Below are 15,330 nucleotides of genomic sequence, written 5' to 3'. Positions count from 1 at the left end.
GGTCTAGAGCTCCACGTAGAGTCGGCCGGGGTTGAAGATCCCTTGCGGGTCCAGCTGGGCCTTGAGGCGCTGGTGGTAGTGCAGCAGGGTCGGCGCCAGGGGCTGGAACGGGCTGTCCAGCAGGCCGTGGCTGTAGCAACTGGCGTGGCCGCCAACGGCGCTGACAACGGCGCGGATGTCGGCGGCCGTGGCATCGGTCTTCAGCCAGCGCTGGGCGCCGCCCCAGTCCAGCAGTTGTTCGCCGGGCAGGGGCAGCAGCGGGGTGTTGTGCGGCACCGAGAGGCGCCACAGCGGCAGGCCGGGGTTGAAGAAGTCCAGTTGCTGCTCGTTGAGCTGGCTCCAGTAGCACGGGTCCAGGGGCTCGCCGCCGAGCCGGTCATGGGCCGCCGCCACCGAGCCTTCACCGCCCTCCAGGCGCAGGTGCAGGCGTTCGCCGTGATGGCAGGCGGCGCTGATGGGCAAGGGCTGCTGGCCCCATTCGGCAAGCTGGGCGAGGGCCCGCTGGCGGTCCATTTCCAGGCTCAGGCTCATGCATTGCCGGGGCTTGGGCAGGACCTTCAGCGAGACCTCGGTGACCAGCCCCAGGCAGCCGTAGCTGCCGGCCATCAGCCGTGACAGGTCATAGCCGGCGACGTTCTTCATCACCTCGCCGCCAAACCGCAGGTGTTGGCCGCTGCCGCTGATGACCCGGGTGCCGAGGACGAAATCGCGCACCGCCCCGGCCCAGGGCCGGCGCGGCCCGGACAGGCCGCTGGCGAGCATGCCGCCCAGGGTCGCGCCCGCGCCGAAGGACGGCGGTTCGCAGGGCAGCATCTGCCCGGCGGCGTCCAGGGTGGCGTGCAGCTCGGCGAGCGGCGTACCGGCCCGGGCGCTGATCACCAGCTCCGTGGGGTCGTAGCTGACGATGCCGCGATGGCTGCGGGTATCGAGTATTTCCCCGGCACTCTCGCGGCCGAGAAAGGCCTTGCTGTTGGAACCCTGGATGCGCAGCGCGGTGTTGCTCGCCAAGGCATCGCGCACCTGTTCCAGCAAGGTCTCGGCGGCGTCGAAATCGCTGGCCACGTTCATCAGAATCGCTCCAGTTCGGGGAAGGGCAGTTGCCCGTGGTGGATGTGCATGGCGCCAAATTCGGCGCAGCGGTGCAGGGTCGGGATGTTCTTCCCCGGGTTGAGCAGGCCGCTGGGGTCGAAGGCCGCCTTGATGGCGTGGAACAGGGTCAGCTCGTGGTGGTTGAACTGGGCGCACATCTGGTTGATTTTCTCCCGGCCCACCCCGTGTTCGCCGGTGATGCTGCCGCCCACTGCCACGCACAGTTCGAGGATCTTTCCCCCCAGGGCCTCGGCCCGCTCAAGCTCGCCGGGCTGGTTGGCGTCGAACAGGATCAAGGGGTGCATGTTGCCGTCGCCGGCATGGAACACGTTGGCCACCCGCAGCTGGTGTTCGTCGGCCAGGCGGGCGATGCCCCGCAGCACCCCCGGCAGCTCGCGGCGGGGAATGGTGCCGTCCATGCAGTAGTAGTCCGGGGACAAGCGCCCCACCGCCGGGAAGGCGTTCTTGCGCCCGGCCCAGAAACGCACGCGCTCGGCCTCGTCCCGGGCCAGGCGCACCTCGCTGGCGCCGGCCCGTTCCAGCACCTGGCGCACCCGCTTGCAATCGTCGTGGACATCGGCTTCCACGCCGTCCAGCTCGCACAGCAGGATGGCCTCGGCGTCCACCGGGTAGCCGGCATGGATGAAATCCTCCGCGGCGCGGATCGCCAGGTTGTCCATCATCTCCAGGCCGCCGGGGATGATGCCCGCGGCAATGATGTCGGCCACGGCGCGGCCGGCGGCTTCCACCGACTCGAAGGCCGCCAGCAGCACCTTGGCGATCTGCGGCTTGGGCAGCAGCTTGACCGTGACTTCGGTGATCACCCCCAGCAGGCCTTCGGAGCCGGTGAACAGCGCCAGCAGGTCGAAGCCCGGCGCGTCCAGGGCCTCGCTGCCCAGGGTCAGGGGCTGGCCCTCGACGCTGAGCATCTGGACCTTGAGCAGGTTGTGCACGGTCAGGCCGTATTTCAGACAATGCACGCCGCCGGCGTTTTCCGCGACATTGCCGCCAATCGAACAGGCGATCTGCGAAGAGGGGTCGGGAGCGTAGTACAGGCCCCAAGGCGCGGCGGCCTGGGAGATCGCCAGGTTGCGCACCCCGGGCTGGAGCCGGGCGCAACGGGCGGCGGGGTCGATCTGGAGGATTTCCTTGAAGCGCGCCATCACCAGCAGCAGGCCCTTTTCCAGGGGCAGGGCGCCACCGGACAGGCCCGTGCCGGCGCCCCGGGCCACCACCGGCACCCGATGGGCGTGGCAGATCTGCAGGATGCGCTGCACCTGGTCCAGGTGCCGGGGCAGGGCCACCAGCATCGGCGTGCTGCGGTAGGCGCTCAGGCCATCGCATTCGTAGGGTTTGAGCTGTTGCTCCTGGTCCAGCAGCTCCAGCTCCGGTAGCTGCTGGCGCAGGGCCTGGATCAGGGCCTGGCGGTCGACGTCGGGCAGGGCGCCATCGAGGCGTTCGTCGTAGAGAATCGTCATGGCGGCTAAGGACCTTGTGTGGTTTTTATCAGGTCGCGAATGCTGTACGGCTGCCTTGCATGATTGGCCCGGCGGGCTTTAGTGTCCATGTGCGTTGGCAGTGGTCGAACCACTTTGTTTTCCAGGGCAGGCCGGGGTTTTTCCGAAAGATCAGGTTTTTCAAAAGCTTGGCGGGCACGCAGGAATAGCCGGACAAATGGCACAGGGCTGGTCATACCAGTGGGAGGAAGCATGCAGGACACGCAAGCGGGGCGTCGGCCCCAGGTGGCGGACCTGGTCTGCGCACGGATCGAGCGGCTGATCGTCGACGGGGTATTCAAGACCGGCCAGTTGCTGCCCTCGGAACGGCGCCTGACGGCCAAGCTCGGGGTTTCGCGCACGGCCCTGCGCGAGGGCCTGAAACTGCTGCGGGCGCGGGGCATCATCGACACGCGACAGGGCCGCGGCTCCCAGGTGGCGCAACTGTCGGCTCCGGCGGCGCAGTCGCCGCTGATGCATCTGTTCAGCTCCCAGCCCCGCACCCTCTACGACCTGCTGGAAGTGCGCAGCCTGCTTGAAGGCGAGTCGGCGCGGCTGGCGGCCCTGCGCGGCACCGAAGCGGATTTCGTGCTGATCGAGCGCGCCTACCAGGCCCTGCTGCAGGCCCATGAACAGGCCCTGGAGTCCGCCGCCCTGGCGCGCCTGGACCACGCCTTTCACCTGGCGATCTGCGAGGCCTCGCACAACCCGGTGCTGGTACAGACCCTGGGCTCGCTCACCGACCTGCTGCTGAATTCGGTGTTCGCCTCGGTCAACAACCTCTATCACCGCCCGGCGCCCAAGCGCCAGATCGACCGCCAGCATGCGCGGCTGTACAACGCAGTCACCGGGCGCCTGCCGGAACAGGCGCGCAAGGCGGCGGTGGCGCATATCCAGGGCATTGCCCGCAACCTCAGGGACATCGAGGACGAAGAACAGCGGCTGGTGCGCGCTACCTTGCGTTTGCAGGGCTGGGAGTGAGGGGCCGACCATCAGTCGCGTGCGCCCTGGCCGGGCGGTGCCTTGGCCTAACCTGTGGGGACTCGGCCCGAGCGGGGCGCTCGGTGAAGCACCCGCCCAAAGGCCCGAGCCTTGAACCCTAGGAGCCATGCCATGTCCACGCAAACCTGTGCCTGCCCGGCCTGTACCTGCAAGCTGGGCGCCCATGCCATCGTCCGTCACGGCAAGCACTACTGCTGCCAGGCGTGCGCCGACCATCACGCCCACGGCGAGCCTTGCGCTTCCACCGAAGGCTGCAAATGCGCCAAGGGCGCCCACGGCTGAGAGGGGTTCGGCGGGTGGGGCCGTGCGGCTCCACCCGCGTTGCTGCGTCCTAGACCGAAGGGCGCCAGGTGACGTTTTCGATACCGAACTTTTCGGCCATGGGCTTGCTGGTCTTCTTCACCCGTTCGCGGCCGAAACGTCCTATCCGACCCACTCCAGCGTCGCAACTGGCCCAGTGCCAGGCCTCGGCGTTGTCCATCTTTTCCTGGCGGATGATGAAGGACTTGGGGGCGCCGTGGAGGGTGTATTCGATGACGAAAAGTTTTGCGTTGTTCATAAAGCCTTTGTTCCTCCCTGTGATCTTTTAGTGATCCTGGCGCGGCGGAAAAATTCACTCTGATTGTCCGTCCGGGCTACCGACGGTCATGGGCCGCCAGCCGCTCTATCCGAATGGATTCCCGAGCGGCGCCCAGGCCTTCATCCGGATGGGCGCGGCAGCGGTTGGCGGCGCCCCGGGCGGCTGGTTACCATGGGCGCCCGCCGACCTGCCGCGACCTTGCCATGGCCCTAGCCGCACCCCCCGACCTCAGCGACCCCGCGATCCCGGTGCAACCCCTGGCCCGCACCTATCCGCGGGGCTTGTTCATCGAGCCCCATGAACACGATTGGGGCCAGTTGCTCTATGCCATGAGCGGGGTGATGTGGGTCGAGACGCCCCATGAAGCCCTGGTGGTGCCGCCCCAGCGCGCGGTGTGGTTGCCGCCGGGGGTGAGCCACGGGATTCGCGTGGTCAGCGACCTGCAGATGCGCAACATCTACTTGCGCCCGTCCCTGGCGGCGACCCTGGACCCCAGCGTCCAGGTGCTGCAGGTGGACAACCTGCTGCGCGAATTGATCGTGCGCCTGGTGGAACTCGACCCGCCGCAGCCGGAGTACTACGAGGCGCTGGTGGGGCTGGCCCTGCTGGAACTGCGCCGGGCTCGCCGCTCGCAATTGAAGATAGCCCTGCCGGACGCTTCCGACCGGCGCCTGGGTAGCCTGTGCCAGGCGGTGATGGCGGCGCCGTCCCTGGCCATCTCCTTTGAACAGCACGCCGATGCGGCGGGGGCCAGCGTGCGCACCCTGGCGCGGCTGTTCAAGGAGCAGTTGGGCGTGGGCTTTGCCGAATGGCGGCGCCAGGTGCAACTGGCCACCGCTGCCGCGGAACTGATCCAGGGTGTACCGGTGAGCCGCATTGCCCGGGAGCTGGGTTATTCCCCCAGCAGCTTCAGCGACATGTTCCGCCGGGAACTGGGTGTCGCGCCTTCCCAGTACGCCAGCGCCAGCCAGGTGTAGCCGCTGCCACAGGCTCGGGCCGCGTTCGGACGAACGGCTCCACAGCAGACGCGGCAATCTCAAAGCCGCCATAGGTTCGTCGGGATATCGCCAAGCAAGGCCCTTCGGTCCTTTTCGCAGCTTCGCAGGCTCAGCAGCGGCTACAGGGAGTGCCTGGCGTCGTGTAGCCGCTGCCGCAGGCTCGGGCCGCGTTCGGACGAACGCTCTGGGCGGCACTCCGTCGCAGGAGACGTGAAGATCCGGAGAGCGCCGGATGTGCATCAGGCGGACGCCAGCCGAGCGACCGCCAGGGTTTCGGCCTTGGCCGAAATCCTGAAGCACTTGGCCGATGCCGCGGGACCGTGCCACCTAGACTGTGCCGCACACGCCACTTCACCCCGGCATGAGCCGCACGGCCTCTGGAGCGCAGCATGAACTACCTGATTTCCCTGGCCGCCGGCCTGTTGGTCGGCCTGCTTTACGGCGCCTTGCAGGTGCGTTCTCCGGCGCCACCGGCAATTGCCCTGGTTGGCCTCTTGGGCATGCTCGGCGGTGAGCAGTTGTGGCCCCTGGGGCGCCAGTTGCTCGGCAGCTGGCTGTCCTGAACACGCATTTTTCCTTTCTCCCCCGACTCATGGAACCGACGATGAAAGCACTGCAATTTTCCGCCACCGGCGACCTCGCGGCCCTGCACGTAGTGGACCTGCCCACCCCGGTACCGGGTGCTGGCCAGGTGCTGGTGCGCATCAAGGCCGCGGGCCTCAACCCCAGTGATGTGAAGAACGTCCTCGGGCGCTTTCCCTACACCACACTGCCGCGGGTGCCCGGGCGGGACTTTGCCGGGGTGGTGGAGCAGGGGCCGGCGCAACTGCTGGGCCAGGAAGTCTGGGGCACCGGCAAGGAGCTGGGCTTCTTCGCCGACGGCAGCCATGCCCAGTACGTGGTGCTGTCCGCCCAGGGCGTGGCCCGCAAGCCACGGCACCTGAGCTTTGCCCAGGCCGCAAGCCTCGGGGTGCCCTACACCACGGCCTGGGATGCCCTGGAGCGCAGTGGCGTAGCTCGTGGCACCCGGCTGCTGGTGATCGGCGGCGGCGCGGTGGCCTCGGCGGCCCTGGCCCTGGCCAAGGTGCGCGGGGCCCGGGTGCTGGCGGCGGCGCGCCGGGTGGAGCAGGTCCAGGCGCTTGAAGCCCAGGGCTACCCGACCCTGCACCTGCAACAGCCGGAAACCCTGGCGGCCCAGGTGGCCGAAGTCTATGCCGGCGGTGCCGAGGTGATCTTCGACACCACCGGCTTCTGGCTGCCGGCCTCGGTGCCGGCCCTGGCCACCTTTGGCCGCATCGCCATCATCGCCGCCCCGGTGGACGGCCATGTGCAACTGCCGGCCCTGGCGCTGTACCGCAAGGGTGGCTCGGTGGTGGGGATCAACTCGCTGTTGTATGGCGTAGAGGCGTGCGCGGCGATGCTGGAGCAGTTCGGCCGCTATTTCGATGAAGGCCTGCTGCCGCTGCCGGAAGGCCTGGTGGAATCGCCGCTGGAGCGGGGGCTGGAGCGTTATGCCGAAGTGAACCAGGGGCGCGGCGAAAAAATCATCCTCATCCCCTGAGCGCAGCAGCCATCCCTGCGTAGGAGCCCGCTTGCTGGCGAAGGGGCCTTGAGATCGCTTTCGCCGGCAAGCCGGCTCCTACGGGGGATGCGTGCGCCGTGTGTTCTGTGTAGGAGCCCGCTTGCTGGCGAAGGGGCCCTTGAGATCGCCTTCGCCGGCAAGCCGGCTCCTACGGGGGATGCGTGCGCTGCGTGTTCTGTGTAGGAGCCAGCTTGCTGGCGAAGAGGGCCCAGAGATCGCCTTCGCCGGCAAGCCGGCTCCTACGGGGGATGCGTGCGCTGTGTGTCCTGTGTAGGAGCCAGCTTGCTGGCGAAGAGGGCCTTGAGACCTCCATCGCCGGCAAGCGGAACGCCGCCTGGCCGCTCCCGGGAGAGAAATCAGGTCTCGGGCACGCCCTTTTCCCAGGCCGACCAGTTGCCGAGGATGTCCTGCACCAGGGGGTTGCCCGCCCGGTAGAGGTTTTCCAGGGCCGGGACAAAGCCGCCCTGGTCGGCGTACTTGAGCAGGTTGTCCACTTCGCTGGCCTCCGGGGCCGGGCGGTCGAAGTCGGAACCGGCGCGCACCACCGCCAGGCGCTGAATGTCCAGCAGGCCCTCGCGGCTGGCCCGCAGCAAGGCTTCGTAGGTGGAGTTGTCTTCCTGCTGGGTGGTGCAATAGGTGCCTTTGTTGTCGGTCAGCAAGCGGGTCCAGACCTCCGCGCGTTCGCTCAGGCGGGTGCCGGAAAACCAGGTGTTGCCCGCCAGGGTGTCGCAGCGGGTCACCACCGGTGGCTGGTTGGCCGGGGCCTTGGGGTATTTCAGGCGCCAGGCCACCGACTCCTTGCTCTCGCTCAGGGCCACGTTGCGGCTCAGGGCGAAGGCCTTGGCCTGGAGCTTGGGGTTCAGCTCGAAGACTTCGGTCTTGTAGTCCAGGGGCGGTTTTTCGTTGGGCCCCTTGGTGTTGATCCCCAGGTAGCCGGTGGGCCAGCCCTCGGGCGCATCCCGGGAGTCGATTTCCCACTGGGTGCCGAACTCCACCAGGTAATGGGCCCAGGCGGCGGTGCCGATGGTGCCGTGCTGGGGGCTGATGCCGGCGATCCCGGCAATCAGGAAATAGCTCGTGCGCAGGTCGAATTTGGGCGACAGCGCCAGGGCCAGGGTCGACGCCGCGGCATTGGTCTGGCCCATGCCCGTGGTCAACAGGCACACCTCCCGGTCGTTGCAGCGAATCACCGGATACTCCGCCGCCAGCCCCGGCACGCGGATCTCGCGCTTGAGCTCCAGGCGCTCGATCCAGTGCTGCGCTTCCGGCGCGAACATGCTGATCAGCACCACCTTGGGCTTGATCGGTGCCTCACTGGCCCAGGCGCCGCTAGCCACCAGTGCACTCAAGCCCAGTCCCCACGAAATCTTTTGAATCCCACGCATACAACCTCCATGACTGCCGTTAACCGGCGCTTATCCTGCCTGATCCAGGTTGCAACTCATCGCAACCGCTCTTGTCTTGCCGCTGCTTTAAAACTGATAGCCAACCCCGGCGTAATAGCCCCAGCCATTGGAGCGGGCACGGAACTCGCCATCACCGAAATTCAGCACGCTGCCATCCTCCCAGTTGCCGCCGTTGTGGAAGTAGCGGCCCACCAGGGTGAAGCGCAGGTGGGTGAAGGAATAGAGCAGCACGTTGGTGGCCACCGTGGCATTGGCGGTGCGGGCCGGGTTGTCCTTGTGCAGGTCGGAGCCGAAATCGAAATTGGTGAAGCCGATGTAGGTCAGCGAGGCGCCGTTGCTGAAGCTGTCGATGGGCACGATGTATTTCAGCTGGGCGCGGTAGCCGTCCCAGGAGTATTCGTTGCTGGCGCCGTAGTTTTCCCACTGGTAGCGGCCGTAGAAGTTGGCCGAGAGGTTGACCCGCGAATGGGTGTCGATGTCGGTGCCCAGGCCGCTGTACAGGGTGTTGGCGCGGTTGGCGGTGCGGCTGCCGTGGTCGTAGATCCAGTCGAAGGCCACGTACCACTCCTTGAATGGGCCGATGGCCAGGCTGCGGCCGGCCAGGTAGTCGATGGAGATTCGCGGCTCGTGCTCCATGAACAGCGGCGAGCCGTGGTCCCAGATGCCCTTGTCGTGGCTGTTGCCGATGTCGAGGATCTTCGGCAGGTCGATGTAGCCGTACAGCTCGAAGGGGCCCTTGCGCCCGAAGTATTCGTATTCCAGGTAGATGTCGTCTGCCGGGCGCGGGCCGAAGCTGATGTCCTTGCTGCCGATGAGCATCAGGTCCTGGTTGTACCAGTCGGAGAGGTAGGCGCCCTGTTTGGCCGGTTGTACATCGGCGCTCAGGCTTTCGCCCTGGGCCGAGTCGTCCGCCGGGGCGGCGGGGGGCTGGGCGAAGGCGCTGGGTAGACCCGTAACGCCGGCCAGCCACAACGAAACAGCCAGGGTACGGCAGGACGCATGGCGTCGCAGAGGGTTGAGCATGGAAAGTCCCTGTTCTTGCAGTGTGAAGTCCCTTGTGCTCGACACTTCGAAAGAAGGCGGCGAACACCCACAAAATTACAACTCGCAAACGTTTGCATATGGCGTACCAACTTGAAACAGCGGCTTGCGACAAAGGCGTGAATGGCCGCGGGATTGGCGCTTGGGGCGGGGTGCGTGCCGATGGCGGGGAGGGCCGGACGCTGCAGGCCTGGGCAATGCCCGGCCCCCAGGCCCGGCGCTGGTGCAGGCGCGCAATGCTAGAGTGCGCCACTTACCCGCCACCACCTCGGGAGTGATCATGGAGCTGTCCGACCACCTGCTGATGCTTGAACGCCAGTTGCAACAGGCCGAAGTGCGTGCCGATCGCCAGGCGCTGGAGGCCTTGCTGGCCGATGACTTTCTTGAATTCGGCGTCAGCGGCGGGCGCTGGGACAAGGCCCAGGTGCTGGCCAGCCTGCCGCAGCAGGTGTTCATCGAACGGCGCATCAGCGAGTTCGCCGTGCAGTGCCTGGGGGCCGAGCTGGCCCAGGTCACCTACCTGTGCCATAACGCCGCAGCGCCCGGGCGGGCGGCCAGCAGTGCCTGGCGCAGCTCGCTGTGGCGCTGCCAGGAGGGGCGCTGGCAGATGCTGTTCCATCAGGGCACGCCGCGGCCAAGTGCCTGAGGGCTCTGCTAGAATCCCGGTCCCAGACTTGACGAGGTGCCCCATGAGCGAGCCGATTCGCCTGACCCAGTACAGCCACGGAGCCGGCTGCGGCTGCAAGATTTCGCCCCAGGTACTGGAGGTGATCCTGGCCGGCAGCGGGGCGCAGAACCTCGACCCCAAGCTCTGGGTCGGCAATGCCTCGCGCGATGACGCGGCGGTGTACGCCATCGATGAAGAGCGCGGCGTGGTCTCCACCACCGACTTCTTCATGCCCATCGTCGACGACCCCTTCGACTTCGGCCGCATCGCCGCCACCAACGCCATCAGCGACATCTACGCCATGGGCGGCGACCCGCTGATGGCGATTGCCATTCTCGGCTGGCCGGTGAACGTGCTGGCCCCGGAAATCGCCCGGGAGGTGATCCGCGGCGGCCGTGCCGTGTGCGACGCCGCGGGCATTCCTCTTGCGGGCGGGCACTCCATCGATGCGCCGGAGCCGATCTTCGGCCTGGCGGTCACCGGGCTGGTGGAAAAACGCTTCATGAAGCGCAACGACACCGCCACGGCCGGTTGCCTGCTGTACCTGACCAAGCCCCTGGGGATCGGCGTGCTTACCACCGCCGAGAAAAAGGGCAAGCTGCGCAGCGCCGACATCGGCCTGGCCCGGGACTGGATGTGCACCCTGAACAAGCCCGGCAGCCGTTTCGGCAAGCTCGAAGGGGTGACCGCGATGACCGACGTCACCGGTTTCGGCCTGCTCGGGCACCTGGTGGAAATGGCCGACGGCAGTGGCCTGACCGCGCGCATTCACTACGACCGCGTACCGCGCCTGCCGGGGGTCGAATACTACCTGGACCAGGGCTGTGTGCCCGGTGGCACCTTGCGCAACTACAGCAGCTACGCCGACAAGGTCGGGCGAGTGCAGGAACTGCACAAGCGCGTGCTCTGCGACCCGCAGACCAGTGGCGGGCTGCTGGTGGCGGTAACCCCGCAAGGCAATGGCGAATTCCTGGCCCTGGCGGCGGAACTGGGCCTGGAACTGGCGCCGATTGGCGAGCTGGTAGAGCGACAGAGCCACGCGGTCGAGGTGTTCTGATGTCTCTGGACTGCACCGACTACCGCGAGATCTTCCTCAATGACCGGCCGATGATGGACACCCGCGCGCCGATCGAATTCACCAAGGGCGCCTTTCCCGGGGTGCTCAACTTGCCCCTGATGACCGACCAGGAGCGCCAACGGGTCGGCACCTGCTACAAGCAGCAGGGCCAGCAGGCGGCGATTGTCCTGGGGCATCAACTGGTGTCCGGCGCGATCAAGGAGCAGCGCGTCCAGGCCTGGGCCGATTTCGCCCGAGCCCATCCCGACGGCCTGCTGTACTGCTTCCGTGGCGGCCTGCGCTCGCAGATCGTCCAGCAGTGGCTCAGGGAAGCGGGCATTGACTACCCGCGGGTTGGTGGCGGTTACAAGGCCATGCGTACCTTCCTTCTGGACACCACCGAACAGGCCCTGCAGCAGTGCGATTTCGTCCTCCTGGGGGGCATGACCGGCACCGGCAAGACCCAAGTGCTGGGCCAGCTGGACAACGCCCTGGACCTGGAAGGCCACGCCAACCACCGCGGCTCCAGCTTCGGCCGCCGCGCCACCGGCCAGCCGAGCAACATCGACTTCGAAAATCGCCTGGCGGTGGACCTGCTGAAAAAGCGTGAGCGCGGCGTGCAGAGCTTTGTCCTGGAAGACGAGAACCGCATGATCGGCAGTTGCGCCTTGCCGCTGCCGCTGTACCAGAGCATGCAGGGCTTGCCCATGGTCTGGCTGGAGGACCGCCTCGACAGCCGGGTGCAGCGCATCCTTGACGACTACGTGGTCAACCTCAGCGCCGAGTTCGTGGCCGTGCATGGCGAACAGGGCTTCGCGCTGTTCGCCGAGCGCCTGCTGGAAAGCCTGAACAAGATCCACAAGCGCCTCGGTGGCGAGCGTCACCAGCGCCTGTTCCTGCTGATGGAAGCCGCGCTGGCGGAACAGGCCCGCAGCGGCGACGTGGAACGGCACCGGGCCTGGATCGAAGGCTTGCTGGGTGAATACTACGACCCGATGTACGCCTTCCAGCGCGAGAGCAAGGGCGCGCGGATCGAGTTCAGCGGCGACCACGGCGCCGTGCTCGATTACCTGCGCCAGCGCTCACCGCGCTGATTCGTTCGCCGACAAGCCGGCTCCTACAGGGCAGCTCCCACCAACCGTAGGAGCTGGCTTGCCAGCGAAGGGGCCCGCGAGATCGCCTTCGCCGGCAAGCCGGCTCCTACATGGGCAGCTCCCCACCGACCGTAGGAGCTGGCTTGCCAGCGAAAGGGCCCTCCAGCCCTACAACAACGCCGCACCAATCAACCCGCAGACAATCCCCACCAGCATGGTCAGCACGGCCACGGTCACCAGTACCCGGGCATCGAAATCCTTGCGCAGCATCAGCAGCGACGGCAGGCTGATGCTCGGCAGGGTCATCAGCAGGGCCACCGCCGACCCGGTGCCCAGGCCCAGGGTCATCATGGTCTGGACGATGGGAATCTCTGCCGCCGTGGGGATCACGAACAGGGTCCCGGCGATCGCCAGCGGCACCAGCCACCACAGGCTGTCACCCATGGCACCGTCGATATGCGGAAACAGCCAGACCCGCGCCGCGCCCAGCACCAGTACCGCCAGTACGTAGATCGGAATGGTGCTCCAGAACAGTTGCCACAGGGTTTTGCCCCAGCGGCTGAGGAACGGCTGGTCGTTCACCGTGCTGGCTTCCACCACCGCATCCACCGCGGCTTCGGGCAGTTGCTCGGGGCCGGCGACACGCTGCGCCACCAGGGACACGCCCAGCACCAGGACAATCCCCGCCACCAGGCGCAGGGCGGAAAAGCCCCAGCCCAGGACAAAGCCCATGAACACCAGGGTGGCCGGGTTGAGCACCGGGTTGGCGATCCAGAACGCCAGGGCCGCACCCACCGAAACCTTCTGCCGGCGCAGGCCAGCAGCCACCGGCGCGGCGCAGCAGGAACACATCATGCCCGGAAGGGCGAACAGCCCGCCGCGCAGGGTCGAGCCGAAGCCGGCACGACCGAACAGGCGCAGCAGCCAATCCCGGGGAATCAGCACCTGCAGCAGGGAACCCAGGATCACCGCCAGCACCGCAGCCTTCCAGATGGCCAGGAAGTACACCTGGGAATAGGCCAGGGCGGCGCTCCAGGGCGAGCTCTGCTGATCGTTGAGGATCGAGGCGCCGATGCTGTGGCTGTCGGCGGCGACAAAGGCCTTGAGGTAGTAGGGCGACCACTTCACGTAATACAGGCCGATGGCGGCGACCAGCAGGAACAGCAGGGGTTTGCACCAGAACGCCCAGCCGCGGTTGGGCTGGGTGGAGGCGAGGTTGGACATGAAAGGTATTCCGCACGAGGACAATAAGCGCGAATTGTAGCCGCTGGCGCCGGCGCGCCGCGAACCGATCTCGTCCGGCCTTGTCTGGCGATCCCCCGTCGGGAGCTCATCGGCCTTGAGAACGTCGCGTCCCTGCGGGCCGTTCGTCCGAACGCGGCCCGAGCCTGCGGCAGCGGCTACACAAATCCTTGATCGGCACTGGCCCTGTAGCCGCTGCCGAGCGTCAGCGAGGCTGCGCAAAGGCCCGCAGGGCCTTGCCTGGCGATCCTCCGTCGGAGCGCTGTCGGCCTTGAGAGCGCCGCGCCCCTTCGGGTCGTTCGTCCGAACGCGGCCCGAGCCTGCGGCAGCGGCTACAGGAGAGCGATTTTCAGAGGGTGCGAATCGAGGTGCGGATGGCCCGGGCGCATTCGATCACCGAGGGCGCGAGCTTGCGTTCGGCTTCTTCCAGGGTCCAGCGGCTGCTGGGCACCACCACGTGCACCGCGGCCACCGGCAAGCCCTTGCCGTCGAGGATGGGCGCGGCTATCGCCATGTCGCCCAGGAACAGTTCTTCCGGGTTCAGGGCATAGCCGCGGCGCTGGGTGGCGTCGATCTCGCGCTGGATCTCGTCCAGGTCGGTGCGGGTGTGCCGGGTGTGGGCCTTGCGGTCGCTGGCCTGGAGGATCTGCAGGGCCTCGGCGGCGGGCAGGGCGCTGAGGTAGGCGCGGCCCGAGCCGGTGCAGTACATCGGGATACGACTGCCGATGGGCATGTGGATGGGGATGAACTTGGGCGCCACGAATCGCGCCACATAGACCATGTCCAGGCCATCGGGCTCGGTGAGGTTGGTGGTTTCCCCGGTGACCTGGGCCAGCTCGGCGAGGAAGGGGTTGGCCACGTCCACCAGGGTGTCGGCGGCCAGGTAGTTGTAGCCGATCTCCATCACCCGCGGGGTCAGCTGGAAGCGCTTGGTCTGCGGGTGCTTACGCACGTAGCCCAGCTGTTCCAGGGTGTGGATCATGCGCTGCGCCGAGCTTTTGTTGATGTCGGCGGCCGTGGCGATTTCCGCCAGGTTCATGGTCCGTTGCGCGGCGTTGAAGGCCCGCAGCACCGCCAGGCCCTTCTCCAGTGACTGGTTGAAAAGGGAGTTGTTGTTATCGCTCATGACCAGTCCTTTCAGGTTATTTTGTGTTTGGAATATCGATATTCGATATTTATAAATCTCTTTACGATTTTTGTAAATTGTTTATAGTCGGGTTCATGCCTCCTGCCTTCCACAACAGAGGCTATCCATCACGGACTTCAAACAATAAAACCGTCCAATGGGAGATTCGCCATGCACACCCGCACTCGCGTCCTTGCACCCGCTGTTTTCGCATTCTGTTGCGCCCTTGGCCTGGGCCTTTCGGCGTCGGCCCAGGCCGAGCCGCTGTACAAGGTCGGGGCCACCGCCACCGGCATTCCCTTCACCTTCCTTGACGTCAAGAGCCAGAGCATCGAGGGCATGATGATCGATGCCGCCCGGGCCGTGGGCAAGGCCGGCGGTTTCGCCGTGGACATCCAGCAGACCACCTTCGCCGCACTGATCCCCTCACTGACCTCGAACAAGATCGACATCATTTCCGCTGCCATGCTGCGCACCCCTGTGCGCGAGAAAGTGGTGCAGTACTCCGACCCGGTGTTCAGCTACGGCGAGGGCCTGATCGTCAAGGCCGACGACGCCAGCGACTACCGCCGCATGGAGGACCTGGCCGGGGAAACCGTCGGCGCCCAGGTCGGCACGGTGTTTATCGACGAGTTGAACAAGCGCGGGATCTTCAAGGAAGTGCGCGGCTACGACTCGATTCCCGATCTGATGCGCGACCTGGCCCTGGGGCGGATCAAGGCCGGTTTCGCCGACCGGCCGATCCTCGCCTACCAACTGGCCCAGGGCACCCAGAACAAGGTGCGGCTGGTCAAGGGCTACCAGCCGGTGGTCATGGGCGATGTCTGCCTGATCGTGCGCAAGGGCGATGCCCAGACCCTGGCCGAGGTCAATCGCGGGATCGCCGCGATCAAGGCCGACGGCACCCTGGACCGCATCATCGAGCACTGGAAGCTCAACTGATCCAGTCG

Annotated in this window: 16 protein-coding genes; 9 read left to right on the top strand and 7 right to left on the bottom strand. The window is 66.7% G+C overall.

The genetic code is table 11. From position 1 onward, the window contains the following. Nucleotides 1-3 precede the first annotated feature (3 nt). A complete protein-coding gene (gene glcE / locus ACUXVH_RS26945; protein WP_065363565.1) occupies nucleotides 4-1,068 on the bottom strand; it encodes a glycolate oxidase subunit GlcE in 1,065 nt (354 codons plus the stop codon). Continuing rightward, nucleotides 1,068-2,567 carry a glycolate oxidase subunit GlcD gene (gene glcD / locus ACUXVH_RS26940; RefSeq protein WP_065363566.1) on the bottom strand — a complete coding sequence of 500 codons (1,500 nt, stop codon included), beginning with the start codon at nucleotides 2,565-2,567 and terminating at the stop codon, nucleotides 1,068-1,070. The genes glcE and glcD overlap by 1 nt, the downstream gene beginning before the upstream one ends. Nucleotides 2,568-2,798: 231 nt before the next feature. Between glcD and glcC the strand changes: the two genes are divergently transcribed. Continuing rightward, a complete protein-coding gene (gene glcC / locus ACUXVH_RS26935) occupies nucleotides 2,799-3,566 on the top strand; it encodes a transcriptional regulator GlcC (RefSeq protein WP_065363567.1) in 768 nt (255 codons plus the stop codon). 132 nt (nucleotides 3,567-3,698) lie between these two features. Continuing rightward, nucleotides 3,699-3,869 (top strand): hypothetical protein, encoded by a 171-nt coding sequence (locus ACUXVH_RS26930; RefSeq protein ID WP_015635060.1) that lies wholly within the window; start codon nucleotides 3,699-3,701, stop codon nucleotides 3,867-3,869. Nucleotides 3,870-3,918: 49 nt separating this feature from the next. Here the strand turns inward: ACUXVH_RS26930 and ACUXVH_RS26925 are convergent, their stop codons facing one another. Next, on the bottom strand, nucleotides 3,919-4,146 hold the full coding sequence (locus tag ACUXVH_RS26925) for a DUF6555 family protein (RefSeq protein WP_011060569.1): 228 nt from the start codon (nucleotides 4,144-4,146) through the stop codon (nucleotides 3,919-3,921). 224 nt (nucleotides 4,147-4,370) lie between these two features. On the opposite strand from ACUXVH_RS26925, the gene ACUXVH_RS26920 reads away from it, so the two are divergent. From ACUXVH_RS26920 to ACUXVH_RS26910, 3 genes are all read left to right on the top strand, one after another. Beyond that, the gene (locus ACUXVH_RS26920) at nucleotides 4,371-5,144 is read left to right on the top strand and encodes an AraC family transcriptional regulator (RefSeq protein WP_041117284.1); all 774 of its coding nucleotides are present in this window, start codon (nucleotides 4,371-4,373) and stop codon (nucleotides 5,142-5,144) included. A 410-nt stretch (nucleotides 5,145-5,554) separates the two neighbouring features. Continuing rightward, complete coding sequence (locus ACUXVH_RS26915; RefSeq protein WP_015635062.1) at nucleotides 5,555-5,728, top strand: DUF1427 family protein; 174 nt, start codon at nucleotides 5,555-5,557, stop codon at nucleotides 5,726-5,728. A 41-nt stretch (nucleotides 5,729-5,769) separates the two neighbouring features. Further along, nucleotides 5,770-6,726 (top strand): quinone oxidoreductase family protein, encoded by a 957-nt coding sequence (locus tag ACUXVH_RS26910; RefSeq protein ID WP_053157584.1) that lies wholly within the window; start codon nucleotides 5,770-5,772, stop codon nucleotides 6,724-6,726. A gap of 377 nt (nucleotides 6,727-7,103) precedes the next feature. Here the strand turns inward: ACUXVH_RS26910 and ACUXVH_RS26905 are convergent, their stop codons facing one another. Together ACUXVH_RS26905 and ACUXVH_RS26900 are read right to left on the bottom strand one after the other, a co-directional pair. Beyond that, on the bottom strand, nucleotides 7,104-8,132 hold the full coding sequence (locus ACUXVH_RS26905; protein WP_065363568.1) for a purine-nucleoside phosphorylase: 1,029 nt from the start codon (nucleotides 8,130-8,132) through the stop codon (nucleotides 7,104-7,106). A gap of 87 nt (nucleotides 8,133-8,219) precedes the next feature. Beyond that, complete coding sequence (locus ACUXVH_RS26900) at nucleotides 8,220-9,176, bottom strand: nucleoside-specific channel-forming protein Tsx (RefSeq protein WP_015635066.1); 957 nt, start codon at nucleotides 9,174-9,176, stop codon at nucleotides 8,220-8,222. Between the two features lie 262 nt (nucleotides 9,177-9,438). On the opposite strand from ACUXVH_RS26900, the gene ACUXVH_RS26895 reads away from it, so the two are divergent. The 3 genes from ACUXVH_RS26895 to mnmH are packed head-to-tail and all read left to right on the top strand — an operon-like array spanning nucleotide 9,439 to nucleotide 12,012. Beyond that, entirely contained in the window at nucleotides 9,439-9,840 is a 402-nt protein-coding gene (locus ACUXVH_RS26895; protein WP_225368747.1) for a nuclear transport factor 2 family protein, read from the top strand. Nucleotides 9,841-9,883: 43 nt separating this feature from the next. Beyond that, entirely contained in the window at nucleotides 9,884-10,918 is a 1,035-nt protein-coding gene (selD, locus tag ACUXVH_RS26890) for a selenide, water dikinase SelD (RefSeq protein ID WP_065363569.1), read from the top strand. Beyond that, nucleotides 10,918-12,012 (top strand): tRNA 2-selenouridine(34) synthase MnmH, encoded by a 1,095-nt coding sequence (gene mnmH / locus ACUXVH_RS26885; protein ID WP_065363570.1) that lies wholly within the window; start codon nucleotides 10,918-10,920, stop codon nucleotides 12,010-12,012. The genes selD and mnmH overlap by 1 nt, the downstream gene beginning before the upstream one ends. Nucleotides 12,013-12,180: 168 nt before the next feature. Here mnmH and ACUXVH_RS26880 read toward each other — a convergent pair whose 3' ends face one another. Both ACUXVH_RS26880 and ACUXVH_RS26875 read right to left on the bottom strand, forming a co-directional pair. Then, nucleotides 12,181-13,236 carry a permease gene (locus ACUXVH_RS26880; RefSeq protein ID WP_019094201.1) on the bottom strand — a complete coding sequence of 352 codons (1,056 nt, stop codon included), beginning with the start codon at nucleotides 13,234-13,236 and terminating at the stop codon, nucleotides 12,181-12,183. A gap of 367 nt (nucleotides 13,237-13,603) precedes the next feature. Next, a complete protein-coding gene (locus ACUXVH_RS26875) occupies nucleotides 13,604-14,380 on the bottom strand; it encodes an IclR family transcriptional regulator (RefSeq protein ID WP_011060579.1) in 777 nt (258 codons plus the stop codon). Nucleotides 14,381-14,551: 171 nt separating this feature from the next. Between ACUXVH_RS26875 and ACUXVH_RS26870 the strand changes: the two genes are divergently transcribed. Next, entirely contained in the window at nucleotides 14,552-15,322 is a 771-nt protein-coding gene (locus ACUXVH_RS26870; protein WP_015635071.1) for an ABC transporter substrate-binding protein, read from the top strand. Nucleotides 15,323-15,330 lie beyond the last annotated feature (8 nt).

It is taken from the genome of Pseudomonas sp. 8(2025) (assembly GCF_052665325.1).
The sequence above is the reverse complement of the archived record's forward strand: the minus strand, read 5'-3'. Positions and strand labels throughout refer to the sequence as shown.